Below are 24,243 nucleotides of genomic sequence, written 5' to 3' on the forward strand. Positions count from 1 at the left end.
AGTATCTAAAACAGCACAGATTTAATGCTTATCCATTCGCAGATGTACTCACAAGGGAGTGTATAACCATGGATAACGTATGATCATAGAGGGTTTTGGCAGCTTCTTCGCTCTCAATATGGCCTCCCAAATACAGATGAATAACACCGTGTAAGGGAGCCCAGATCATCCGAACCGCAAGCATGGGATCTTGTACCTGAAGCATTCCCTGTTCAATGGCAATCTCCACCAAAGCAGACACTTGCTTCAGTGCAGTCGCTGTTCCCTGTAAGGTTTCTCCATCTGGTTTGAATTCGGAAAAAGATCCTCCAAACATCAGCTGATAGAAGCTGGATTGAGAAATGCCGAAGTCCCAGTAGACGTAGGCCAGATCACGGAAATACTGTTCGAACGATGCCTGCCGGGGTATAGTTTCAAATCGCTGGGCCATGAGGGAGCATCCCTCTAAATACAGATGTTTGGCTAACCCTTCTTTTTTGCCAAAAAGGTTATATATGATTTTGGTGGAGCACTCCATGCGTTCAGCTACACGGCGTACCGTGACGGCTTCTGGTCCATGCTCTTGCAGTAAAGCAGCAGCAGCATGCACAATATTTTGCCGCAGATTATCCGAGTGCTGGAGTCTGGCTTCCTGAAAGGTTGTTACCGTATGTGCAGATTCTGTGGAACCCGAATTAAGATCCTTCATTGATTTCATCCTCGTAACCGTATTGTTGTTGAACAGAAACTACGTTTCCTTTTCTTAAGATTATAGAATTTATACGTTTTCAGCGGAGCTGAAGGATTCGATGATGGCAAGAAAAACTTCAGCTTAAATGCGGTCTGTCTTCTATGAAAGTACGTCGATATATTTTTTTCTTATGGTCATTCTACTGTTTTACGCCGGATGACGTCAATTTAATCCGAATTTAATAAGTAAGCACCACGTTCTAGATTCAAATTTAACAAATGTATTTGACAGCGTCATGGATTTTGGTTACGATGATTCTATACAGAAACAGTGTTTCCTAGTAAAAACAAGTGTTCAAATTATGCATAGAGGATGGATGAGAGATGATAAAAGAACAGCATCAATGGGTACTTATTACAGGTGCTTCTTCAGGTATTGGGGAAGTTTTTGCACTCGAAATGGCTTCCAAGGGTAAAAATATTGTGCTGGTGGCCAGAACAGAATCCAAACTGAATCAATTGGCAGAACGTATAGAACGTACATATCAAGTAAGGGCTGAGGTGATCGTATCGGATTTGTCTCAAGTCGATGCACCTCAGAGGGTATATGAGGAATGTCAGAATCGGGGAATACACATCGATATGCTGATCAACAATGCGGGATTTGCTACCCATGGATGTTTTGAACAGGTGGATGGTTCCCGCCAGCAGGAGGAGATTATGTTGAATGTGCTTGCCTTGACAAACATGACGCATCTTTTCTTGCCAGGCATGTTACAGAAGAAAAATGGTGCTGTCATTAATGTGTCTTCGACGGCTGCCTTTCAACCTGATCCGTATATGGCTGTGTATGGAGCGACGAAGGCATTTGTACTTTCTTTTACCGAGGCATTATACGAAGAAAACAGGAAGCGTGGCGTTCAGTTTTTGGCACTATGCCCAGGCTCAACCGAGACTTCGTTCTTTGATGTAGTGGGCGCTGATGAAGCCTCGGTGGGTAAACGTGATACACCTGAGCATGTCGTGGCGGTGGCCATGAGAGCACTCGAGTCAGGCAAACCTTATGCTGTGCCGGGGGCCGGTAATTACTGGACAGCGCAGTTCACCCGCCTCGTGCCACGCAAGTTGATGTTGCGAATTGTAGGAAGTATGCTCCGTCCACGTTCCAAGGGTGGTAAAGCAGAAAAAGTACAAGCCTGATTAGTGGTATAGGGATAAAGCTTTAGGCCAAAATGCCTTTGGCCCGAGCTTCCTTTATCCAACCTGGAAATTCAGTGAGGAGACGATCGTACAATTCTTCATCGCTGATCTTGGAGATGTCGTCGAGAGCAAAAAAGTCAGCATTATCGATGAAACGTCCAGTCATATCATCAAGATTCTCCAGAATACCGTAATTGGCTTGTCCCAGGCCAATGAATTGCCAAAACAGATTTTTGGTTGAACTTTCGGTAATAAGCCGCATGATTTTCCCTTTTTGACTGACTCCACCATCGCTAAAAAAGATAATATACGTTGGAATCTTCACATCGGGTTCCTCGATCGTATATTTGCGAATGACATCCTGCATCACAGGAGGTTCGTTATTGGTACCGCCTTTGCTTCCCAGCGTATATGTGCGTTCAATATAATTCTCGAAATCCCTGGCGGTGACGCTAGGTGCACGCAAGAAGTCTTTGGCGAAGAACCAGACGTCCAACTCCCCGTTATCATCAAACGCTGATGCAATCGCCAGGATACGCTCGAAGGCTTCTTGCACGATGCCTTTGCGATACAGATGGTACATGGAGCCTGATGCGTCAAATACAACGGCAACACGTGCCTGTATAGGTTCAATCTTTTTCTTTTGGAGAGACAGGGTTACTTTACGTTTGAGGAGATCGATCTTGGTCAGGTTTAGCGGCGCATGATTCGTGTTCGGTGGAGCAACAGGTGCCAGGGCTTCTGGAGAGGCGGCTGCAACTTCAGCTCGTGCCGTGTTAAGAACCTGTTCGGCTTCTGAAGTATCGTTACTCTCGATCTCAACACCAAATGATTCTGCCAGCGGCTGCAATCCACCAAAGAAACCTCGTCCAATCGCACGCACTTTGAATCCGTCACGATACTTGTAGATTTCAATGAAAATAAGCGCTGTTTCCGCAGTGACCTGCGTGATCTCATAGGTAATCTGCTGGGAACCAGCTCGTACAATCGCCTGACATGCCTGAACATTGGCGAATGTGCCTTCCGCATCCAGAGTAGCCGTAAACACACATTTTTCTACAGGAGCTTGCCTTAATTGATTCGTATCCAGTACAAAAGAGGATTGCAGTTCATCTGCCTGTTGCAGAAGTACACTGTGGTGGGGATCAGCCTTCTGATTATAAAATACAAAATAGTCGTCAGATGGGACTTTTCCCTCTTCGTTCACCATAAAGCAGCTAACATCCAAGGGAGAAGGAGATGATGTACATTGAATGGTCACCTGAAGTTGGGTGGATTCGTTGATACTGATATTCTGGCCTGTGTTTAAGTGGATGAACGAATCTGTCATAATCGAATGCGCCTCTCTTCTCCAATATAATGGTTGAAAATGAACAGTAACAAGATCGATTCTGAGACAAATGTTTCCATAAGTCAATCTTTTCACCGTTGATCCTACGCCTCATCAGACTCGTACTTTTCCCGATGCTCCTTCTTCATCTTCACATAGTCTGGATCCGTCTTCGCAATCTCCCATTGTGCTTTAAATATAGCCGCGGCTTCTGCCTTCACCTTGTCATTCTGATAGGGCAAGATCGAGCCATCCTCCTTCGAGTATTTGCGTCCTCCTTTGTGATTTGTATACCGTCTGGCCCGTGTATAACCCATCTGGAGAAATTTACGAGCCATATCCATACCAACGAAATCTCCCTTTTTCTTATACTCCAAAAATAGCTCATAGATCTTCTCCGATGACTCTGTCGCAATCTCGGGTGTTTTGAATCGCCAGTGTGGCAGAATCTCGCCTTTGTACGGTTCTACCATCAGCACGCCCTGCTCACCTCGGCCTACGGTGTACAGCTCAGGATGTTTGCGCAGATCCAACTCATCATAATTGAGACTGTAATCAAATTTTTTCATGTATACACCCTCCTTGATAGGGATTACCCCGATTCTGAACCAACAAGCACGGTTAATGGGGAACAATAGAAGGAATTACACAGGAGGGGTAGCGGTATGGGAATGTCCGGCAGATATCTTGTGGTAACGAAGGAGTTAGTTGAATCCATCAAGTCAGGTGAGATTAGTGTGCATGATTGTGCAGTGGATCTGGATATTGATAAAACGTGGCAGATGCTTCAATTCACGCTGAACGGTAACTTGTTAGAAGGGGAGCCGCCCCTGGGTTATGTGGTGCCTCTCGCAGGTGAGCAATACGTGGGAAACTATTCGGACATGGATCTATTTTTGCTTAGTAACGAGCAGGTGCTGGAAGCCTACATGGCATTGGAGCAGCTCACACCGGAGGAATTGAAGCAACGGTATAGTCTGGACCAGATGATCGCTGAAGGCGTCTATCCTGTCATGGAAGATTGGGATGCGGAAGAAACATTCAGGAGATCGTTCAGACTGTGGATGATATCCAGGCCTTGTTTCAGGCCACGGCTGCAAGTGGGAACGGGATCATCTTTTATGTTTTCTAAGTGAGCATTGAAATTATGATGGGAATTCTATGGCCGACGTTGAGACAGGTTTGAACTGCTCCTATTCGGGTTATTGATAGACACAAGGCTCAGGCCTTGATGACATAACTATCCGGTAGAAGAGAGGGAATGCGATATGACACAGGATCAGAACGAAGAGAACAAAGCGATTCAAGAGGACGAGCCGGATCAATTCGAGACTCCCGCAACTGCGGAAGATGAAGAAACGGATGAGAAACTCGCAGAAGATCAGGAGCAAGAATAACTCCCGGCATTGCATAATGAAGCAGGATGTTTTATCGAAACATACGATATGCTGAAATATAGATAGACCAGAGGTCGGACATGTTCCGGCCTTTTGGTTTATTTTTTTGCGTATCCGTTTACAAGAATTACCTATACCTTCATAATGGAAATGAACCATATTTTTCTAAGGAGGAGTTCATATTACGAATCGGAAGTTAGTCCAATGGATGGCAGTGCCACTAGTACTTTTAATGGTTTTTCTTACAGGATGTCAGGCTGTGGGTGGAGTAGACGTTGGCAAAGCAATGGCCAATGGCGCGAGTATCAAGTCCGGTGAATCCAGACAATCCATGAATATAAACATAGAACCGGCTAAGGAATTTGCTACAGAAAAAGACCTTGAAATGATCGAACTCATTAATTCCATATCCCTGGATATTGATCAAGCCAAAATGAAAGATGCGAAGACAGCATCGATCAAAGGTACACTGAGCATGGAGGGAACGAAATTACCTTTCCACCTGTCCATGAATGAGTCCCAATTGGTCATTGATCTGGACGGAGCCCAGAAACCGCTGTACATATCTCTGGATACGCTCCAAGATGCACAGGCTCTTCCAATGGTAGATACGAAGGCTCTGGAGAAACAACTCGAGGAAATTTCCCCGAAACTGTTCTCTTTTGTCCTGAAGCATCTGTCCAATCCGAAGAACATCTCCGTAACACCGGTACAGGAATCCGTGAATGGCGAAGCGCTTAGCCTCTCCAAGCTGCATCTGGAAGTTAGTGGTGAAGAGATGCTTGCTATGGTTAAACCGTTCCTGACGAGTATCTCGAAGGATGAGCAAGGACTGAAAGAGCTGATTGGCGATCTGTACGATGTGTTCTACCCTGTACTGGAAGCTGTGAATGAGGTTGAAGGCGGGGGAGATGAAACGCTGAATTCGATCGTTCCTGAATCGAAAGATGAAGCCGTTGCGTCACTGTATGCCATCATCAAAGTAGGACTGGACAGCATGCTGGTCAATTATGATCAGGAGCTGAACAACCTGTTGAATGAGACCCCTGAATTCAAAACGGTATTTGGCACAGGTACCACACTGAAATTGGATTTCTATCTCGACAGCAAGCTGGATATTCGCAAGCAAAACTTTGAACTGAAAGTAGCGCTGCCGGCTTCCGAAGATCTGCCGGTGAACTCCGTAACCGTAAGTGGAGACAGTGAACAGTGGAATATCGGTGGCACAGTTGCAGTTGATGAAGTGGATGTATCAGGCGGCGTTATGGATCTGATGAAGGATGATATTACGCCTGGACAGATGCTGCGCAATTTTGATTCCAATTCACTGGCATACCAATTGCTGAAAGATGAAGCTGGGATCACGAGTAAAAGTGTAGTGCTCTTCCCGGATGATGAATACGCTGGGGCGATCACGGTTAAGAATACAACATTTGTTCCACTTCGCTACGTGTCTGAAGAATTGGATGCTGAAGTGAAATGGACCAAAGGCTCGAACCAAATCGTTGTCATTGACGACATCACTGGTGATGAGATTGTCCTGACCGTAGGTTCCAAGAAGGCAACCGTTGCTGGTAAAGAAGTAACTATGGTGGAATCCGCTTATGTAGGCAAGGACGGCAAGACGTATGTGCCGCTGCGCTTTGTGGCTGAATCCCTTGGAGCTACTGTAGATAAAGAACAAGAAACAGGCTGGATTTACATTGACCGTCCTTAAGTGAGACGTTATAAGTAAGCCTTAGTAAGAGAGGGGATTTCAGAGTATGCCAGATTTCTCGTAATGATCGTGAAAAGAACACCGCAAAAATTCCGTTAGACCATGAACGGGATACGTGTGTCCTTTTGACCCATTACGAGGAACTTCGGCGTTTCTGAAATGAGGAAACGGATGGAGGAGTGCCTCTATTAGAGGTGCTCCTCTTTGTTGTGTCATCCTAAATAAATCCCCAGAGGTGTTGTATATGAAAAGTCAATTATTCATCCATTCAAACTCGATTACGTTGCGTCCATTTACGCTGGAAGATCAGGCTGTCGTGTATGCATTAACCCAACAACCTGAAATCACAGATATCCTGCCAGATTGGAAGATGACTGAGGAGCAATTGCGCGAATTTTTACAATTTGTTGTTGGCAGTTACGAACAGTTCAACCCGGAAGATGTACGCATCCTGCTTGCCGTTGTACACAATGAAGACCAGCATATCATCGGTTGGTGTGGTGTGTTTCCGAATGACATGCTGGACTGTGCTGACCGCGAGGTGTCTTACGCCATCTCCCGGGATTACCGGGATAAAGGATACATCACAGAGGCTGTGCAGGCGCTAACAGCATATTTATTTGAGCATACCTTGCTGGATCGAATCGTGGGCATTGTGAAGCCGTACAACCAGCCGTCACGCAAAGTTCTGGAGCATACGGGTTTTTGTTATATCTCTCGCAAAAAGCTAGTGGACCAGGAGAACTACGATTATTTTGAACTGCTCAAAGTAAAGTCCGAACCAGCGCAATTGAAGCAGATGCATTGTACAGTTCGCTTACGACGAGCACAGCAGGAAGATGCTGTTGTACTTACAGAGATTTGCACTCGTGCTTTTGATCATGTCATAAAAGTCTGGGCGGATAATGAGAAGGATATCGATAGCAATCTATGCCCGCCTGATTATTCGTCAGTTCGAATGCATCGTTACGTGATCCGTGAATGGGATTATTATGTTGTAGAATCAGATGGATGTGCTATCGGCGGAGTGAGTGTTAACGTGCTCGGACGAAAACATGCCAGGATTGATAAGATCTATATTGATCCCGTATGCCAGGGACGTGGCGTGGGAACTCAAGTCATGAGGCTTATTGAGACTGAATTTCCGCAGATTGAAATCTGGAAGCTGGAGACCTCAGGTCGGCAGCAGGATAATCATCATTTTTACGAAAAAATGGGATATGTTTGTATCTATGCATCTGAGGATGAGTTTGGATATGAGAAGAACATGTCAATTGATCCTTTTGATCCAACATGTGACGTGGCATTATCCATGGACTCGGGTGAGTCAGTGGTTGAATATGTTCAAGCTAATCTGGACTCAGTCCGTTACAGCACCAGTAATCTGACTAATAGTCGGATTACTGACTGCAATCTGAGTGGAAGCAAATTTACCAATCTAAATATGACCAATATATTGCTAGCTGATTTACGCCTAACCGACAGCAAGGTTGAATTCTGTGCTTTGGATGGCGTTCAATTCCAGGATACACATCTTGGATCTGACCGTGTACCCATGCATTGGGCGCATTGTGATCTTGGGGGAAGTCGCTTTATCGATTGCGATCTATCTGGAGTGCAGTTGGAACAGTGTCAAGTGAACGGGATGAAGATCAATGGAGTAGAAGTAAAGAAATTACTTGCAGCCTATGAGGCTATGAAGTCCTGAGGACGAATGGCAGGGCGAATACGGAAGCATACTAATCCGGTTGAGATGCTGGTTGTAACAGATCCCCGTTAGATTAGAGCAAATGAAGAAATGGGTATTTACTTACGTATGGAGGATGTCAAAAACAGCAAAGGGAGGTCTATGGATTATGACTGAACGATTTGCGGGTAAAGTGGTCCTGATTACAGGCGGTGGCTCCGGTCTTGGACGATCAGCTGCTGTGGAAGTTGCACGTGAAGGCGCAAAACTTGCCTTGGTGGATGTAAACATGAAGGCGCTGGAAGAGACCAAACGTGTAATCTCCGATGAGGTGAAGCATGCCGAGTTTCTGTTAATCGAAGGTGACGTATCGGACGAAGAAGCTGTGAAGAAGTATGTTAGCGATACGGTCAATGAGTTTGGACGTATCGATGCATTTTTCAACAATGCAGGCATTGAAGGCAAGCAAAACCTGATCGAAAACTACGAGACGGAGATGTTCAATAAAGTTATCGATATCAACCTGAAGGGTGTATTTTTCGGGTTGAAGCACGTTCTACCTGTGATGAAAAAACAGGGAGAAGGCTACATCGTGAACGCGTCCTCTGTTGGTGGGATTCGCGCCGTGCCAAACCTGGTTGCCTACGGAGCGAGCAAACATGCCGTAGCCGGCATGACCAAAGATGCAGCGATTGAATACGCCGAGCACGGGATCAGCATTAATGCAATTGCACCCGGGGCCATTTTGACAGATATGGTCATCGGTTCGTTTAAACAGATCAATCCGAATGACTGGGAGTCAGCATCCAAAGAGTTCGTTAAGGACAACCCGGCGAAACGCTTGGGTGAACCGAAGGAAGTAGGGCGTCTCGTTGCCTTCTTGCTGTCCGGCGAAGCACCATTTATCAATGGAGCTATTATTCCAATCGATGGTGCACAGTCAGCTAAATATTGATCCCATAATCAAACCGCGTATCCATGCGACATAGACATATACTGAAGAACGCCCTTTTTCGCCAATGTGCGGATGGGGCGTTCTTTTTGGTGTGATATTCAGGATTCGGTGTAACTTATTCGCAGATTAAGTGTGCTGTAGAATCTGCGGCTTTTTGCTAAACCCGGTACTCCCGGCTGTAAAGCCCATCTGGCGATAGAATTCATGTGCGGCTTCACGTTCTGGGCGATTGCCACTGTTCAGAGACAAGGAATCCACGTTATGCGTGGCTGCCCATTGCTCAGCTTCAAGAATGAGCTGACGGCCGATGCCTGAGCCTCTGAACTGGTCGTGTACAACCAATGCCAAGATACGGCAGTGTCTTCCGTTCTTTTCATATAGATAAGACGTCTGTAATCCGATCAGTCCAACTACACGTCCGCGTGCTTCAGCAACCAGTGTAGTAAAGTTTGCGTCCGCAGAGATATGGGTATAGCGCTCTTCCATCTCGGTGTACGTGGTGGGATAACCAAGTTGGTCCATCAGAATGACCATATCTTGCAGATCGGTAGGGGAGCTATGTCTAATCGTCACATCCAGGCTCATAATGTTGTATCCTCCTTGGGTCTTTCCTTCAATGAAAGTTCAATAATGGTATCCAGCAGCTCTGCAAAAGTAATCCCTGCAGCAGATGCACTTTTGGGCAGCAGACTGTTACGGGTAAGACCCGGCAGCGTGTTCACTTCAAGCACATACGGCATGCCTTCCCGAATCATCATATCCACGCGAGCGTAGACGCTGCATTTGAGCACCTGATAGCAGGCCAACGCCGCGGCTTCAACGCGATTGTGAAGGTCCAAAGGCAATTGCACAACCTGCTCATCGGCCCCGTGGTCATCGTATTTGGAAGCATAGTCGAAAAACTCAGCGTTCGAACGAATGGAGATCACCGGCAACATCTTACCATCCAGAATGGCACAGGTAATCTCCTCACCTTCGATATACTGTTCAATCATGACCGTGTCATCCCAGGCGAGGGCAGCCTCTACAGCGGCGGGCAGAGTGGAAGCTTCCTTCACCACTTGGGTACCGATACTGGAACCGCCCGAATTGGGTTTGACCACCACGGGGTACGTTAATTGTTGAACAGCAATGGAGGACAGTTCCTCCATATGGTTCACCCGCAGCCATTCCCCGGTAAGCACACCTGCATGCTGCATGAGTTGTTTGGACATGTCTTTATCCATGCATACACTGCTTGCAAGCACACCACAACCTGTGTAGGGAATACCCAGAGATTCCAGTGTGCCTTGGACCGTACCGTCTTCGCCGTATTTGCCATGCAGGGCAAGCAGTGCCACATCGATCCCCGCTGACTTGTCGATTAGATCGCGCTTGGTGTTCAGCTCAATGGGCACAACCTCGTATTTGTCTCTATTGAGATTCGCAATCATCTCCTGTCCGGTGAGCAGTGAAATATCCCGTTCTGAAGATGTACCGCCCATAATCACGCCAACTTTCATGTGAAATCCTCCTTATCTCATTTGAGCTGCTGTCTCGCCAATGATGCGAATGCCTTTACGTATATTCTCATCGCTGACTCTGGAGAAACCCAGACGCATCGTGTTTACACCCTGACCATGTTCCAGATAAAAGGTATCCCCTGGTGTGAACGTTACACCTTTCACTTTACAGGCCGCCAGCAGTTCACGGGTTCTGTATTCGGACGGGAACTGCACGAACAGATGCAGACCACCCGCACCGGAAATCCGGCACATTGGCAGATGCTGCTTCAGGCAACGCACAACCAATTCATATTTTCGCTTATACTCTGTACGAGCTCGCTTCAAATATTTCTCGAAATTACCGTTGCTCAGATATTGATACAATAACGATTGGTCCAGCGTGGAGGTATGGATGCTGCGTGCCCGTTTCATACTCTCCAGATAATCAATCAGCGCCGCATCCGCAATAATCCAACCTACACGCAGACCTGGGAACAGTACTTTGGAGAAGCTGCCCAGATACACCAGTCCATTGCCTTTCCCCATGCTGGCGATCAGGGGAGATACGTGGGAACCGGAATAGCGTAATTCTTCATTGAATCCGTCCTCAATGATGGGTACCTCATACTTGTTCATCAACCGGATGATCTCTACCCGTTTTGCAGGGGACGTCACAATCCCGGTTGGATTGTGATAGGAGGGCACGAGATATGCCAGATCATATGGACTTGCCTCAAGTTCATGTTCCAGTTGCTTCAAGTCCAAGCCATCCGGCTCCATGTTCACACCGGTCAGGTGGAACTGGTGCAACTTTAGATTTTTAATCGCCGTGTGGTGCGTTGGATTCTCGCAGAGCGCTTTTCCGCTTTTTTTGCGCAACGCTCCAAGCACCAGATCGAAACCTTCCGTGAATCCGTTGGTGATCAGGATGTCCTTGCCACGGAGGTCAACACCTTTGTTCTCCATATAACGTAGTAAATAGTTCATCAGCGGTCTGTATCCCTGCGCATATCCGTAATTCAGCAGTACTTCGCCTTCAAGTGACATGCGATCCAGAAAAGCCCGTTTCACGTTGTGCAGATCAAACAGCTTTTCATCCGGTGCTATGCTGGTAAACGATATCTCACCGCGCTCTGCTCCGGAGCCATGTTTCATCAGATCGTACTGCTCTGCCTGAATGGCATACTCGCTTACCTCTGTCGTCCAGTCCAGTTCCCAGCTTGCTGCTGCCTCAGGTGTTTCGATGGAGGCACTGACGTAATTGCCCTTGCCTTTGATTGCATAGATCAGCCCTTCATCTTCAAGCTCGGCATAAGCGAGCAGGACCGTGCTGCGACTAACCTTCATGAGTGTACTGAGTTCACGGGTCGAGGGCAGCTTTTGTTTGGCTTGCAGGCCGCCTTTGAGCATCAATCGCTTCATATAATCTTTAACTTGTATATATACAGGGCGGTCCTCCGTCAATTTCAGATCGGAATACATCCCATCACTCCCTCTACTGGTATCTTGCCATATTATAAACCCAGCAGAAAGAACCACGATACCTCTGTTTCCCTGAGCGTGTGGTTGGTTGTTCGCACAAACGCAAAAAAGCCCTGGCAGTATGCCGGGGCCTGGTGGTGAAACTTGATCCATTTTCTATAGTACTGCTGCTATAATTTCTACAGTTGTATTGCATGACTAGTCTCTCTAGGATCGATAGCTATCTGACCTTCTACGTGTGTCTATTAACTTCAGTACGACTATAATTGCAGGCTTTCTAGGTGATACTTAAAATCTACAGTGAATCATGAATCTAGGTCTTTCTAGGTTTGCTTGCTGCAAGGGTCGATTAGATGATGAATCCACAATCTATAAGCTAGGGTTCTTGCTAACTGTACTCTTGTCGTGATCACATAACAGAATTCAGCATGAAAAAGATATTCAATCATAGGGTACAATAGACGGAGGTAGATATAAAGACGTATGTCTCAGTGCCCAATTTCTTCCTCATACCCCTATAGTACCACTTTGAATCAGGGAAGTTAACCTTTTTTTTGAAATATTTGTCGTAATAGCGAAAATTGCGTGAATTGTACTTCATATAGATTGAAATGGTGTCCCTTTATAATATGTGATAGGATGTAAACCTATAGATAATGAGGAAGTGAGCCTATTGATTAATATTACTGTGCCAACACCGGATGTAACCATCACAAAGCAGGTTGATCCACAGCTTAGCCACATTTATGGATTTACTGATTTTCACCTGATTACCCGGGAACTAGGCGGGATTTTCATGTTTTACAATGCCGATGGAGAATTGTTATTTGTCGGGAAAGCACGTAAATTAAGACCACGTATCAAAAAGCATTTTGAAGACACGGTATCACCAATTAAGAATCACCGCGAGGAAGTAACAAAGATTGAAGTATGCCTGGTTGAAGATCCGGTAGATCGTGAAATTTACGAGACGTATATCATCAACACGATGCGTGCGAAATACAATGTAGATAAAGTCTTGTACAAATAAGACGCTTAAAAAGCACATGAACATGCAATGTCTGGGACATATGTCCTAAATGTTGCGCCAGTGGGTAAGGGTGTAATCGAAGGATTGCATCCGATTCCTGCTGGTGCCATCCCGATCTTTTCGAGGGAGTAGCTTGTAGAATTGAAACGTAGTAAACCCAAGCTTAGTATCACAGATATACCAAATACATATGAAGAGGTGATTGTGTTGATCGGTCGTAGCGGTAACCCTACTCTTAAAGACAGCACGTTTGAAAACAGAGGATATGGAGAAGATCGGTATCAGAATTACATGACGATCAACGGCACGGTGAACAAAGCGTTTATTACGCTGGTGATTCTGCTGGGCAGTGCGTTTGCAACATGGATGATGTTCTTTAACGGACAACAAGTGATGCCGCTCGCTTATGGCGGATTAATCGTTGGTTTCATTCTGGCACTTGTCATTTCGTTCAAACCCGTAGCGGCACCGTATCTAGTACCCGTCTATGCCGTGGCAGAAGGGCTATTCCTAGGCGCACTCTCAGCAACCTATGAGTCACTGTATAACGGAATTACCTTGCAGGCGGCTCTGTTGACCATGGCTGTATTCATCGCCCTGCTGATGGCATACAAAACCAGATTGATCAAAGCTACGGAGAACTTCAAGCTTGGGGTCGTGGCTGCAACTGGCGGTATCATGATCATGTATCTGCTGAGCTTTGTACTGAGTTTCTTCGGAATTTCGATTCCTTATCTGCATGATAACAGCTTGATCGGCATTGGTATTTCGGTCGTTATCGTGATTGTGGCTGCCCTCAATCTGGTCCTTGATTTCGACTTCATCGAGGGTGGTGCTGAACGTGGTGCGCCCAAGTACATGGAGTGGTACGGTGCATTTGGATTGATGGTAACACTGGTATGGCTGTACATTGAGATTATCCGTTTGCTTGGCAAATTGCGGAGCCGGGATTAGTTCTATTCGATACGTCAGAGACGTAAACGGAGTGTGGATTTAAAGTTAAAAAGCTAACGCGTGTTACTCACGTCGTTAGCTTTTTTGGTATATGAGGACGAGACTGCGGGGCGGTCCGTAAGACGGGTAGCTGTTGTTGACCACGATTGCTTCTGACATCTCCGTACTGGAGATCTTCCTGCCACTGACGACTGGGGCCAGAGTGTATATCACGCAAAAGACCAAAGAGAAAGAAATCACTATGATTGGTGCAGGAATCTTCTGTGCAATCGAAAGGATAAGTCTTGTTATCTTATAAATACTCAAAAATCCCTGACGGATTCGTCAGGGATTTTTGGTGTTTATTTCAACAATGATTGCTAGTTGGTAAATCTACAAGGTAAATCTAGAATCTTATAAATTGCTATGTTCATCCGTATATTGCTATGACTTTAAGCTGCTCGAGCAATAATCTGGTTACTTTCCAGAACTGCTTGAGCTTCAGCGTTTGAAGGACGGTAGCCTTTTTCGAGCAACTCTTTAATGTAGATTTTGTTGTAAACGAAAGAGAATACGATCCCACTAATCCAAGCTCCGAATCCTACAGTGAAAATACCAACGGCTACGGAGATCAAGAACATGATGGCAGCCCATTTCAAATCACCACGGAACAACGCAGGGAAAAATCCGAAAAATAATGTTGTCCAGCTGAAACCTACTTTCACGTTCTTGGTTACACCTGCACTGTTTTGCAAAAAGATATGCATCTGTCCACTTCCTTCTAAAATAATGAATCGGAGAGAGAATTGAGTATTAACAAGTATGTAGTATAATTCTAGTTATAAATACCTGATTATTATTACCTATTCTTCTTCCTTTTGGTCCTATAGTACCATTAACTGGACAGGATGTTAATCTTTTTTTGAAAATTATGGTTTCCTATGAGATATATGCTCTTTTTGATTTTTGATCAATAGTAAAATAAAGGAGGGTCATTGACCTCTCCTTCATCATAATGCCAGATGTAACGAATCTCATAACTCTTAATAGAGGATTTTTAGTGATTAGTGAAACCTAACGAACCTTAGACATCTTATTTGTACAGAGTTCAGCAATAACAACGTGAAATAGAGCATATAGAGGGGATTAGCGTGTGTAGGATTCCTTAGAATACCAAAGTCGTGTATTTCTAGTTATTAAGGTGTCTCAGATTCGTTACAGCTCGATCTTAACTTAAATTCCAAGATATACCCCAATTAGGCCCAACTAGCCGCACACTAAACCAAATCCGTGTAAAATTTTTTCAAGGTTAAAATTTCGGGCTGGCTCGGCAGCTCTCCACCAGCCGAACATGCCGCAAGCATATGTCCATCATCCAGTCGCTGACTGAGAAAGAGATATGTCCCCGCCTGTTCACAATGCCAATCTTCCCGCTCATCAGGTAGGATGGCGAAGGAGTCCAGTGGTATGGACAACCCCATACCGACAGCTTTGATATAACTTTCCTTCAGCGTCCATAGACGGTAGAAGGTTTCCAGCCGACGATTGTCAGGCTCGGCAGCCAAGAACTGGCTCTCCTTAGGAGAGAAGAAACGCTCTGCAATCTGCATGTCAATTGGAGCTATTTTTTCCACATCCACGCCCAGTTCATCTGTACTGCCAGAGATCAGAGCAATCCAATCACCTGAATGGGAGACGTTGAATTGTACATCCGAATAGTGACTGAGTGAAGGTTTGCCGTAGGAATTACGGGTAAAAGAAAGCTCAGCAGGTCTCAGTCCAGTTAATTTGCTCAAAGATACACGAGTCAATATCTCGCCCAGCACGGAGCGATACGCGTCAGCCTGACGCACAAAACGCGAAGCCTGAGCACGTCGCTCGGCAGAAACTTGCGACAAAAAGTGGTTCCAGTACGCCTCGGGCAATACTTCTGGAACTTGGAGCACACGAATAGTTATCATCATTTATCACCTGAATACGTATTCTGCGCAGTTCAGTAACTTCCCTTTATATGGAACGTCCCCTCAACTCTTCCTCCCAAATCATCACTATACGGATGCCCCTAACAAGCAAGCCGGTTGTCTCGCTTTTCATGTTAAGATTTCAGGTAATGCATCTTTATCTCATGCTTCTTGCGCTTGTTTCCATTCTATATGCGCAGACTGCACTCGCTCCCACATCTCTTGGCATTCCAGTTCGCTGTAATTCACCAAGGGTTCATGGAATATTTCAGTTAATACGTTGCGCCACTCGGTATAATTCCGGATCTCCGTTTTCCGGATTCCTTCGATATCATGAGTTCGGAGCATACATCCACGTAATTCATGACTGCGATTCTTATCCCGCTGACGAAGCAAAAATGCGTTATGCCAAGGTGATTCGACCGTTTGACTGTAGAATTCATGTTTGGGAATGAACTCCCCCAGATCGTGGACTACCTCGGGAGCATAGTCGACTCCTGCACTTGGCCCATTTGGCTCGTACTCAAGCCGCCATCCCCCAGCCACAACAGATGATGGCATCAATTGGTACGTGAACGGAGCTGAACCATAGGTTCCATAACGAAGTGGCAGAGGTTCAAAGGGCATTCCGCCCAGACCTACATCTACAATCCAGCGCTCAACTGTCGGGTCAGCATCCGGCAGAAGGACGGACAGACCGAGATGGAATGAGTTCACACGGGGTTGTTCCCCATGAGGCTGTACTCCCCCGCGATGCCAATCAACCGTATAACCCAGCGAGCGGAGAAGAACACTAAATGCACCATTTAGATGAAAGCAGTAGCCACTACGTCCCTGTAATATAAGTTGAATCGATTCTTGAAGACTGATTCCCGCAGGACGACCTGCAAAAATATCGACCGTTTGCCAGGATAAATATTGGACATGTGCTCGCTGGAGTTCAAATAAGAATTCCAATGTAGGTTCCTTTATATGATCTATGCCGATCCGCTTCAGATAGGCCTGTATTTCAGTTGTATTCAATAGTTCAATCATTCAGATCACCTCACGTCATATAGTGGACTGCAGGCGATGGTTATAAAACTTCTGCTGCCCTGAGTTCATTGTAAAATTCAACGGGTGAAAACAACATGATCAGTTGAACCAATTGTAACGGTACAATTCATAGGATAACCTTGAAAATCATCTCAAGAGTTGGACATGGTTTTGATCTCATTCAAATACAATATATGGATGAGCTATTTCTTTTTCTGGGGTATGCTAACCCTTTGGAGTGGATATAGGTTAGAATATAGATAGATAGCAGGATTAGGAGATGGAAAAATGGCTAATGATGAAGTGATTTTGACACAGGAAGGCTTGGAAAAGCTGGAGGACGAACTGAGGGATTTGAAGACGGTGAAGCGTAAGGAACTGGCTGAGCGTCTGAAACTCGCGATCAGTTACGGTGACCTGAAGGAAAATAGTGAGTATCATTCAGCCAAAGATGATCAGGCCTTTATGGAGACACGGATTTTGATTCTGGAGAAGATGTTGACAAAAGCAAGAGTCATCTCTTCAGACAATATAGACTCCAACAAAGTGAGCATTGGATCGACGGTGTTGCTTAATGACATTGAGTTCGCCGAGAAGATTGAATATAAAGTGGTTGGCCCTGCCGAGGCCGATGTTGCGGATAATAAAATTTCGTACGAGAGCCCGCTGGGCAAGGAATTGATGGGCAAAGAAGTGGGCAGCGTCATTCATGTCAATGCTCCGATGGGCGTTATCAAGTACGAGTTACTTCAAATCAAAGTGTAATTCAAAAAGAGAGGTGCTCCGCAGTCATCCAAGTGGCTGAGGGGACACCTTTTTTTGATTCTATTGGGCTTTGAACGGTTGGGAATAGGGATTTGTTGAAACTTCATACGGTTGGACTAACGGACTTTATCACATACTGTGTTTAAGGAACTTATGAGATGAAGATTTCCGTGTGTTTTATATGTAAAAAAATAACATTTCGACAAATTTCGAATTTCGAATGACCTGACAAGGTGAGTAGTATATAATTACGGGAAAACTTTAAAGTGATGGAGTAGATACGATGAATTTTAGTAAGCCTAATCTAGATCAAGACAACGCTGGCAAAGGAGAACGTTTCTCCCAAGCTGGATTTATCCTGGCGGCCATTGGTAGTTCGGTTGGTCTGGGCAACATGTGGAAATTCCCGTACATTACGGGTGAGAACGGAGGGGCTGCGTTTTTCCTGCTCTTCATCGTCTGTTTGCTGCTCATCGGTCTGCCAGTGCTCTTGGCTGAACTTGCGATTGGTCGCAGTGGCAGAGGTAGTGCAGCTACGGCTTTTATCAAAGCAGGTGGACATAAGGGCTGGCTCGCAGCCGGATTGCTGCAAGTACTGACGCCGTTTATCATCCTGTCTTTTTATGTCATTATTGCAGGCTGGACCTTGCAATATGCAATTACATCATTCAGTGGAACATTGTTCAACAATCCGGATTATGCCGGACAGTTCAATTCCTTCATAGGCGGTTATATGCCGATTGTATGGCAACTGGTTTCAGTTCTGATCACAGGCTGGATTGTTGCCAAAGGGGTATCTAACGGAATCGAGAAGTTTAACAAGGTACTGATTCCAGCGATGTTGGTACTGCTCATTATCCTGATGATTCGTGCAGTTACATTGCCGGGTGCAGGAGCTGGGGTTTCCTTCTTCCTGAATCCGGACTTCTCACAACTTACAACGGAATCCGCACTGGTGGCGCTTGGACATGCCTTCTTCTCCCTGTCACTGGGGATGGGTATTCTTGTAACCTACGGTTCGTATGTAGATAAAAATCAATCCCTCGGTGCGGCAACCGTCGCCGTCGGCGCAGGTGACTTGATCTATGCATTCATTGCGGGTCTGATCATCTTCCCAACAACATTCTCATTTGGTATTGCACCGGACCAAGGACCGTCACTGATCTTTGTGGCACTTCCGGCGGCCTTCTCGGCGATGCCACTTGGCTTCTTGTTTGGCGGACTGTTCTTCATCCTGTTGGCTATTGCGGCATTAACGTCAGCGGTATCCTTGCTTGAAGTTCCGGTGAAATATTTCATGGAACGTTTGTCCTGGAGCCGCAGTCGTGCGGTATGGGTGATATCGCTAGCGGTCTTCATCGTGGGACTTCCTTCGGTATTGTCGCTCGGCTTGCAGCCTGAATGGACGATTGGATCGAAGAGTGTGTTCGACTGGATGGACTTTGTAGCATCCAACATCCTGCTGCCTGTAGGTGGATTGCTTGTGACGATTTTTGCCGGATACTTCTGGAAAACGGCTGCGGAAGCTTCCGGCCTGCGTTCCGGATGGTTCCGGGTGTGGCTGTTCATGCTGCGTTACGTAGCTCCGATCCTGGTTCTGCTGGTTCTACTGCACACATCCGGTATCATTCACTTCTAATGGCGAAGGCCCGATAGGGTTAAATATGGTCTGTTGTGCAGATTTACCATGGATAAAACCTCTTGGAAGAAATGCAAAAGCCCTTGTTTTCCCTCGTCAATTTTGGGACAATACGGAGTAGAGGTTTTTTGGGTAGGACCGATAAGCCATATGCTTTTTTGCGAAAAGAGGATTATACAATGAACAAATCATCCATATATGGATTAACATTAGAGCAATTACGTTCCTGGCTGCCGGAGCATGGGCAGAAAAAATCCCGTGCATCCCGGATCTGGGAATGGTTATATCAAGAGCGTGTACATGATTTTCCCGCGATGTCTGATGTCCGTCAGGAATGTCTGGACGTTCTCTCCGAGCATTTCACAATGAACTCGCTGAGCGAACATGTGAAGCAGGAGTCGGCAGATGGTACCGTGAAGTTTTTGCTTCGGATGCAGGACGGCAACCTGATTGAAACGGTATTGATGCGGCAAAAATACGGACTTACCGTCTGTGTGACCACACAAGTGGGCTGTAACATTGGCTGTAGCTTCTGTGCGAGCGGTCTGATCAAGAAGAGCCGAGACCTGACCGCTGGAGAGATTGTGGAACAGATTATGCATGTGCAGCGACATCTGGATGCAGCAGGTCAAGACGAGCGGGTAACCAACGTGGTTGTGATGGGGATTGGTGAACCATTCGACAACTTCCAGCACATGAGTGATTTCATCGAAGTCATCAAGGATCGTAAAGGACTGGCACTTGCCGCCAAACGGATTACTGTATCCACGAGTGGCCTTCCGGACAAAATCAAGGAATTTGCAGACAGCAGTCTGCAAGTTAACCTGGCAATCTCTCTGCATGCACCTAATAATGAACTGCGTACACATATCATGAAGATCAACCGGGCTTTCCCGATTGAGCAATTGATGGATGCAGTGGATTATTATCTGGCTACAACAAACAAACGCATCATGTTTGAGTATATCCTGCTACGTGATGTTAACGATCAACGTGAGCATGCCGCGGAGCTCGCTGAACTGTTGTCCAGTCGCAGAAGTATGGTCAGTGTGAATCTGATCCCATACAACCCGGTGGATGAGCACAGTCAGTATCAACGGAGTACAGAAGAATCGATTCTGGGCTTCTATGATACACTCAAAAAGAACAACATCAACTCCACTGTACGTATGGAACATGGTACCGATATCGATGCGGCTTGCGGACAGTTGCGGAGTAAACAAATGAAGAACAACGCTGCCGAATCCGAGCCAGACCGTCTGGCACTGGGATAAGACACAACGCGAGCTGGCAAGTAAGTTAGGATACTTGGTTGCTATAATCGGAGTCTGTACGTGCCACTTACCGTTGTTGGGTCACGAATGAATGTGTTGCCTGAATATAAAACGCCTCTGTATATCACTGAGAAGTGATAATGGAGGCGTTTTTTGGAGTTTTATTATTTCAGTTTTTTGGTCATTAGCAGATGGGGAATGCCGTCTTCCATAAATACTTCCGAAGCGGGTGCATATCCGAGACGTTCGTAGAACCCGGAAGCTTGTACCTGTGCATGCAACTTGGCTTTCTCAAGTCCTTCGGCAACAGCCATCTGCTCCAGCTTGTCGATCAGCACACGGCCCAGGCCGTGTTTGCGGTAATCGAGCATGACGCAGATCCGTTCCAATTTGGCGACCTGTTCCACAATGCGCAGTCTGGAGGAGGCAGCCGGTACACCATCTACGTAGAGCAGAATGTGGCGAGCCTCCGCGTCTAATGTATCATAAGCGTCGAATTCATCCTCCGCGGGTACGCCTTGTTCTTCAACGAAAATAGCAGTTCGTATGGCGAAGCAGGCATCGAGCAATTCCTGATTATTAACTTCAACAATCGTTGTATTCATGAATGTTTCTCCTTTGGGTGATCGTAATGTTATCCTGACGTGATAAACTGGTACATAACAGGAATGTGGAACGATTTTTGTTCCATGTATACGGTTTGAGCTATATGTTTAAAATTGAAACCAATTCAACTGTAGTTATACCATCAATTATGTTGCGAATGCAACAATTTTATAGGGGCGTGAATGTGTTGACTGAAAAAAAAGAAGTGCTGCGTGAAATTGGTATGATTGCCCGCTGTCTGGATTCAATCAGTAATGTCGAGTTTCAGCATCTGAACCTGTCCCGTGGACAATATCTGTATCTGTATCGAATCTGTGAGAATCCGGGCATTATTCCGAATCAGCTTGCTGAACTGATCAAAGTGGATCGCACAACTGCGGCCAGAGCGATTAGCAAACTTGAATCGGATGGATTCATTATCAAACAGCCAGCAATGGGTAATAAGAAGAATAAGGTGTTGTATCCCACCGAAGCTGGGCTTGAAGCATGGGAATTCATTCGTAAAGAGGGCGTGCATTCGGATCAGGTGACTCTGGATGGTCTGACCGAGGAAGAGATCGAGACAGCTATTCATCTTCTCAGACGGATGCGTCATAACATTGAAGTGGACTGGAAATTTGTCAAAAAGGGTGGAAGAAGATCCTACATGGATGACCTTGAATAGATGCGAACTTTAGATGTGCCTCAGTCACTGACCAGAAAATTTAGGGGTTCGCAGTCGTATACATGCGGGAGGAATGGCGTGAAGATCATATTTCGAAAAAAACGAACGTGGCTGGTCCTAATGCTGATCATTATTACCGCAGCCAGCGTGATGTTGATGAGGGAGCGGTTCTTGATGAACGAAGTATCCCCAACGGTATCTTTTATCGAGAATGATATGACAAACCCGAATGGAACACTGGCCACCTACTTACAGGATGCAGTTTCAAAGGAAGCAGATATTGTTGCGGGTAGAGAGGCGCTGTCGGAGTCACTCGGCCTGTGGATGCAGTATGCCATAGCGAGTGATAATCAGGCTTTGTTTGAGCAGAGCTACGAGCAATTGACGACCTATTTTCTCACGCCGCCAGATCCTTATATAGCTTGGAAGCTGGATGCCAAGGGTGAATCCCATGTAACGACAAATGCACTTGGCGACGATCTTCGTATCATAGGTGCCCTATTACAGGCTGCAGATCAGTGGGAGCAAGGGAGAGAGGCAAAGTTCGCGACCGCAGCTGCCATTTCCCGTGCCTTGACACAGTCGGCTCAGCAGCAAGGATATTTGGTGGATTTTCACGATTTTGCGGGTGGACATTCAACGGATACATTAAGCCTGGTCTATGTAGATCTGCCTGCACTGCAAGCGATGGAAAAACATCAAATGGTGGAACCCGGAACCTATGCGAAATACGAAGCTTTGCTGAAGAAGATGCCTGACGATGAATTGTTCTACCCGAAGGCATTCGATGTGGTCCGTAAAGAATATACGTATGATGATAAGGTGAATCTGATCGATCAGTTGATCGTGGCGAATCATCTAATGGTGACCGACCGCAAACCGGACAAGCTTATTTCTTTTTTGAAAAAGGAGTTCAACACCCGGCATCAGCTGCTCGGACAGTATAAGCGGGAAACACGCACACCTGCGGTCTCTTATGAATCTTCATCGGTATATGGCCTCGCCATTTTACTGGCTGTACGTTCAGGTGATCCAAAATGGGCCAAACAGCTGTATAACCATATGATTACGTTGCGTGGTCAGGACTCTCGTTATCCAGGTGGATATGTATTTGACGGCAACACACATCTGTTTGATAATCTTTTTCCTTTGTTGGGAGAAATTAATTTACAGAAAAGCATTAAAAAGTAATAACTTTGTCATTTAATGAATTCTTCAATGTGTTAGCATAGTTTTGTCTAATCATGTCATAAATTGTTGCAATATAAAAGAAGTGAGTATGAACAAGAGTTCTAAAAATTCAACGGAGAGAAGGAACTATGAGAAATAAAGCACCTACCCGCCGTATTGCATGGGGATATGCCCTTTTAATTGGACTCGCCATCATGCAGCAACTGTTGATTTATCTTAAAGTGTACATGGATCAAAGCTACACTACAGGGGATATGATTTTTAGTATCGTGTCGCTGGGTGCATTGGGTTTTGGTCTTTTTCTTCCTGTTGGAGTATCCGTCGTGACGGGATTTGTATATCTGGTTTCTTATTTTGTGTGGCTTGTTACTTATGCTGATGCAAACGTGCTTGTGTTCTCCTGGTGGTTGCTCATCCCTGCCAACGTTGCCGTGGCTGCGTTCATCAAGGCAAGTCTGCTGCGCAGTGCGCGTGTAGTGGAGCGTCTCCAGGATATGCAGGATCGTAACCCGGAAATTGATCTGGATACCACGCTTGGTAATAAAGGAGCTCTGGCAGATACGTTAATCAAACACAGTAACCTTGCTCGTCGGTACTCCGAAAAGTATGGATTCAGCATTGCCATGTTTAAGATTGAATTCTTGCCACTGGTGATGGAATCTCTCGGTTCTGTTCGGTATGCACAGTTCCTGCTTGAAATCTCGGGTACGATTCAGAAGCAGATTCGATATGAGGATTATAAATTTTTCGTGGATCGTGGGCGATTTGTCATCATATGTCCGATGGCGAATGTTGAATACCTTCCAGTTCTTACACAGCGGATCAAAAAAGCCATTATGGATCTTCATATTATTGATAAAAAGGGAAATGAGCTGCAAACGGTGATACGCTCCGGTGCTCTGGTATTCCAAAAGGAGCAATTCAGCAAGTACGAGGACATTGATGCGGTTATTGCTGCACTTGAACGAAACACAGAGACCGATCTCATCGGAGAATATATATAAGTTATATAGTTCAACTAATCATTTACACGATAACGGAGAGGACAGAAATAATCTGAAGAAGCGTAGCGTTCGCCTTTATCCCTGGATTTTCCCTTATGAAGAAGAATCAAAAAAATCTGGGGATAACAGCGATCGGAAGGTTGTTCTGTCCTCGGAGTGTCAGTGTAAATAATCTTTAGTTGAACTTATGTAACGGGAAGGAGAGAGGCGCTGTGGACTA

General features: G+C 45.7%; 25 protein-coding genes. 15 read left to right on the forward strand and 10 right to left on the reverse strand.

Annotation, left to right across the window (positions count from 1 at the left end; translation table 11 throughout):
• Nucleotides 1-28: 28 nt before the first annotated feature.
• Entirely contained in the window at nucleotides 29-688 is a 660-nt protein-coding gene (locus BLS69_RS20295; protein ID WP_091035574.1) for a TetR/AcrR family transcriptional regulator, read from the reverse strand.
• A gap of 365 nt (nucleotides 689-1,053) precedes the next feature.
• Here BLS69_RS20295 and BLS69_RS20300 point away from each other — a divergent pair, with 365 nt between their 5' ends.
• Nucleotides 1,054-1,869 carry an SDR family NAD(P)-dependent oxidoreductase gene (locus BLS69_RS20300; protein ID WP_091035577.1) on the forward strand — a complete coding sequence of 272 codons (816 nt, stop codon included), beginning with the start codon at nucleotides 1,054-1,056 and terminating at the stop codon, nucleotides 1,867-1,869.
• 22 nt (nucleotides 1,870-1,891) lie between these two features.
• On the opposite strand, the gene BLS69_RS20305 is transcribed toward BLS69_RS20300, so the two are convergent.
• On the reverse strand, nucleotides 1,892-3,199 hold the full coding sequence (locus BLS69_RS20305) for a VWA domain-containing protein (protein WP_091035580.1): 1,308 nt from the start codon (nucleotides 3,197-3,199) through the stop codon (nucleotides 1,892-1,894).
• A gap of 104 nt (nucleotides 3,200-3,303) precedes the next feature.
• Nucleotides 3,304-3,768, reverse strand: coding sequence for a DUF4385 domain-containing protein (locus BLS69_RS20310; RefSeq protein WP_047840920.1), 465 nt, complete (start codon nucleotides 3,766-3,768; stop codon nucleotides 3,304-3,306).
• A gap of 96 nt (nucleotides 3,769-3,864) precedes the next feature.
• On the opposite strand from BLS69_RS20310, the gene BLS69_RS20315 reads away from it, so the two are divergent.
• The 5 genes from BLS69_RS20315 (at nucleotide 3,865) to BLS69_RS20330 (ending at nucleotide 8,955) form a co-directional block, all read left to right on the forward strand.
• A complete protein-coding gene (locus BLS69_RS20315) occupies nucleotides 3,865-4,335 on the forward strand; it encodes a DUF1877 family protein (RefSeq protein WP_091035583.1) in 471 nt (156 codons plus the stop codon).
• A 132-nt stretch (nucleotides 4,336-4,467) separates the two neighbouring features.
• Complete coding sequence (locus tag BLS69_RS32640; RefSeq protein WP_017691584.1) at nucleotides 4,468-4,596, forward strand: hypothetical protein; 129 nt, start codon at nucleotides 4,468-4,470, stop codon at nucleotides 4,594-4,596.
• Nucleotides 4,597-4,855: 259 nt separating this feature from the next.
• Nucleotides 4,856-6,313, forward strand: coding sequence for a copper amine oxidase N-terminal domain-containing protein (locus tag BLS69_RS20320; RefSeq protein WP_256332368.1), 1,458 nt, complete (start codon nucleotides 4,856-4,858; stop codon nucleotides 6,311-6,313).
• A 244-nt stretch (nucleotides 6,314-6,557) separates the two neighbouring features.
• On the forward strand, nucleotides 6,558-8,021 hold the full coding sequence (locus BLS69_RS20325; RefSeq protein WP_091035591.1) for a GNAT family N-acetyltransferase: 1,464 nt from the start codon (nucleotides 6,558-6,560) through the stop codon (nucleotides 8,019-8,021).
• Nucleotides 8,022-8,169: 148 nt separating this feature from the next.
• Nucleotides 8,170-8,955, forward strand: coding sequence for a glucose 1-dehydrogenase (locus tag BLS69_RS20330; RefSeq protein ID WP_091035595.1), 786 nt, complete (start codon nucleotides 8,170-8,172; stop codon nucleotides 8,953-8,955).
• 126 nt (nucleotides 8,956-9,081) lie between these two features.
• Here the strand turns inward: BLS69_RS20330 and BLS69_RS20335 are convergent, their stop codons facing one another.
• The 3 genes from BLS69_RS20335 to BLS69_RS20345 are packed head-to-tail and all read right to left on the reverse strand — an operon-like array spanning nucleotide 9,082 to nucleotide 11,921.
• On the reverse strand, nucleotides 9,082-9,540 hold the full coding sequence (locus BLS69_RS20335; RefSeq protein WP_256332369.1) for a GNAT family N-acetyltransferase: 459 nt from the start codon (nucleotides 9,538-9,540) through the stop codon (nucleotides 9,082-9,084).
• Complete coding sequence (locus tag BLS69_RS20340) at nucleotides 9,537-10,457, reverse strand: D-alanine--D-alanine ligase (protein WP_091035598.1); 921 nt, start codon at nucleotides 10,455-10,457, stop codon at nucleotides 9,537-9,539. The genes BLS69_RS20335 and BLS69_RS20340 overlap by 4 nt, the downstream gene beginning before the upstream one ends.
• 12 nt (nucleotides 10,458-10,469) lie before the next feature.
• Nucleotides 10,470-11,921: a MocR-like pyridoxine biosynthesis transcription factor PdxR gene (locus BLS69_RS20345; RefSeq protein ID WP_091035600.1), complete on the reverse strand. Its 1,452-nt coding sequence runs from the start codon at nucleotides 11,919-11,921 to the stop codon at nucleotides 10,470-10,472.
• A gap of 673 nt (nucleotides 11,922-12,594) precedes the next feature.
• Between BLS69_RS20345 and BLS69_RS20350 the strand changes: the two genes are divergently transcribed.
• From BLS69_RS20350 to BLS69_RS32205, 3 genes are all read left to right on the forward strand, one after another.
• The gene (locus BLS69_RS20350) at nucleotides 12,595-12,951 is read left to right on the forward strand and encodes a nucleotide excision repair endonuclease (protein WP_091035603.1); all 357 of its coding nucleotides are present in this window, start codon (nucleotides 12,595-12,597) and stop codon (nucleotides 12,949-12,951) included.
• A 207-nt stretch (nucleotides 12,952-13,158) separates the two neighbouring features.
• Complete coding sequence (locus tag BLS69_RS20355) at nucleotides 13,159-13,905, forward strand: Bax inhibitor-1/YccA family protein (RefSeq protein WP_091036514.1); 747 nt, start codon at nucleotides 13,159-13,161, stop codon at nucleotides 13,903-13,905.
• 133 nt (nucleotides 13,906-14,038) lie between these two features.
• Nucleotides 14,039-14,203, forward strand: coding sequence for a hypothetical protein (locus BLS69_RS32205; RefSeq protein WP_176872894.1), 165 nt, complete (start codon nucleotides 14,039-14,041; stop codon nucleotides 14,201-14,203).
• A gap of 133 nt (nucleotides 14,204-14,336) precedes the next feature.
• Here the strand turns inward: BLS69_RS32205 and BLS69_RS20360 are convergent, their stop codons facing one another.
• The 3 genes from BLS69_RS20360 to BLS69_RS20370 form a co-directional block, all read right to left on the reverse strand.
• The gene (locus BLS69_RS20360; protein WP_074092762.1) at nucleotides 14,337-14,651 is read right to left on the reverse strand and encodes a hypothetical protein; all 315 of its coding nucleotides are present in this window, start codon (nucleotides 14,649-14,651) and stop codon (nucleotides 14,337-14,339) included.
• Between the two features lie 510 nt (nucleotides 14,652-15,161).
• Complete coding sequence (locus BLS69_RS20365; protein WP_091035605.1) at nucleotides 15,162-15,848, reverse strand: 4'-phosphopantetheinyl transferase family protein; 687 nt, start codon at nucleotides 15,846-15,848, stop codon at nucleotides 15,162-15,164.
• Between the two features lie 159 nt (nucleotides 15,849-16,007).
• On the reverse strand, nucleotides 16,008-16,880 hold the full coding sequence (locus tag BLS69_RS20370) for an arylamine N-acetyltransferase family protein (protein WP_091035608.1): 873 nt from the start codon (nucleotides 16,878-16,880) through the stop codon (nucleotides 16,008-16,010).
• A 288-nt stretch (nucleotides 16,881-17,168) separates the two neighbouring features.
• On the opposite strand from BLS69_RS20370, the gene greA reads away from it, so the two are divergent.
• The 3 genes from greA (at nucleotide 17,169) to rlmN (ending at nucleotide 20,558) form a co-directional block, all read left to right on the forward strand.
• Nucleotides 17,169-17,645, forward strand: a complete 477-nt coding sequence (greA, locus tag BLS69_RS20375; protein ID WP_062836673.1) for a transcription elongation factor GreA — start codon at nucleotides 17,169-17,171, stop codon at nucleotides 17,643-17,645.
• 283 nt (nucleotides 17,646-17,928) lie between these two features.
• Entirely contained in the window at nucleotides 17,929-19,284 is a 1,356-nt protein-coding gene (locus BLS69_RS20380) for a sodium-dependent transporter (RefSeq protein ID WP_091035609.1), read from the forward strand.
• Nucleotides 19,285-19,463: 179 nt separating this feature from the next.
• Complete coding sequence (gene rlmN, locus BLS69_RS20385; RefSeq protein WP_076329217.1) at nucleotides 19,464-20,558, forward strand: dual-specificity RNA methyltransferase RlmN; 1,095 nt, start codon at nucleotides 19,464-19,466, stop codon at nucleotides 20,556-20,558.
• A 164-nt stretch (nucleotides 20,559-20,722) separates the two neighbouring features.
• Here the strand turns inward: rlmN and BLS69_RS20390 are convergent, their stop codons facing one another.
• Nucleotides 20,723-21,163: a GNAT family N-acetyltransferase gene (locus tag BLS69_RS20390; protein ID WP_091035612.1), complete on the reverse strand. Its 441-nt coding sequence runs from the start codon at nucleotides 21,161-21,163 to the stop codon at nucleotides 20,723-20,725.
• A gap of 224 nt (nucleotides 21,164-21,387) precedes the next feature.
• Between BLS69_RS20390 and BLS69_RS20395 the strand changes: the two genes are divergently transcribed.
• The 3 genes from BLS69_RS20395 to BLS69_RS20405 all read left to right on the forward strand — a co-directional run bounded on the left by BLS69_RS20395 (nucleotide 21,388) and on the right by BLS69_RS20405 (nucleotide 24,023).
• Nucleotides 21,388-21,828 (forward strand): MarR family winged helix-turn-helix transcriptional regulator, encoded by a 441-nt coding sequence (locus BLS69_RS20395; RefSeq protein ID WP_249913164.1) that lies wholly within the window; start codon nucleotides 21,388-21,390, stop codon nucleotides 21,826-21,828.
• A 78-nt stretch (nucleotides 21,829-21,906) separates the two neighbouring features.
• Nucleotides 21,907-23,019 carry a glycosyl hydrolase family 8 gene (locus tag BLS69_RS20400; RefSeq protein ID WP_091035613.1) on the forward strand — a complete coding sequence of 371 codons (1,113 nt, stop codon included), beginning with the start codon at nucleotides 21,907-21,909 and terminating at the stop codon, nucleotides 23,017-23,019.
• Nucleotides 23,020-23,147: 128 nt separating this feature from the next.
• A complete protein-coding gene (locus BLS69_RS20405; protein WP_091035616.1) occupies nucleotides 23,148-24,023 on the forward strand; it encodes a diguanylate cyclase domain-containing protein in 876 nt (291 codons plus the stop codon).
• Nucleotides 24,024-24,243 lie beyond the last annotated feature (220 nt).

This window comes from Paenibacillus sp. CF095 (genome assembly GCF_900101225.1).
Lineage (GTDB): Bacteria > Bacillota > Bacilli > Paenibacillales > Paenibacillaceae > Paenibacillus.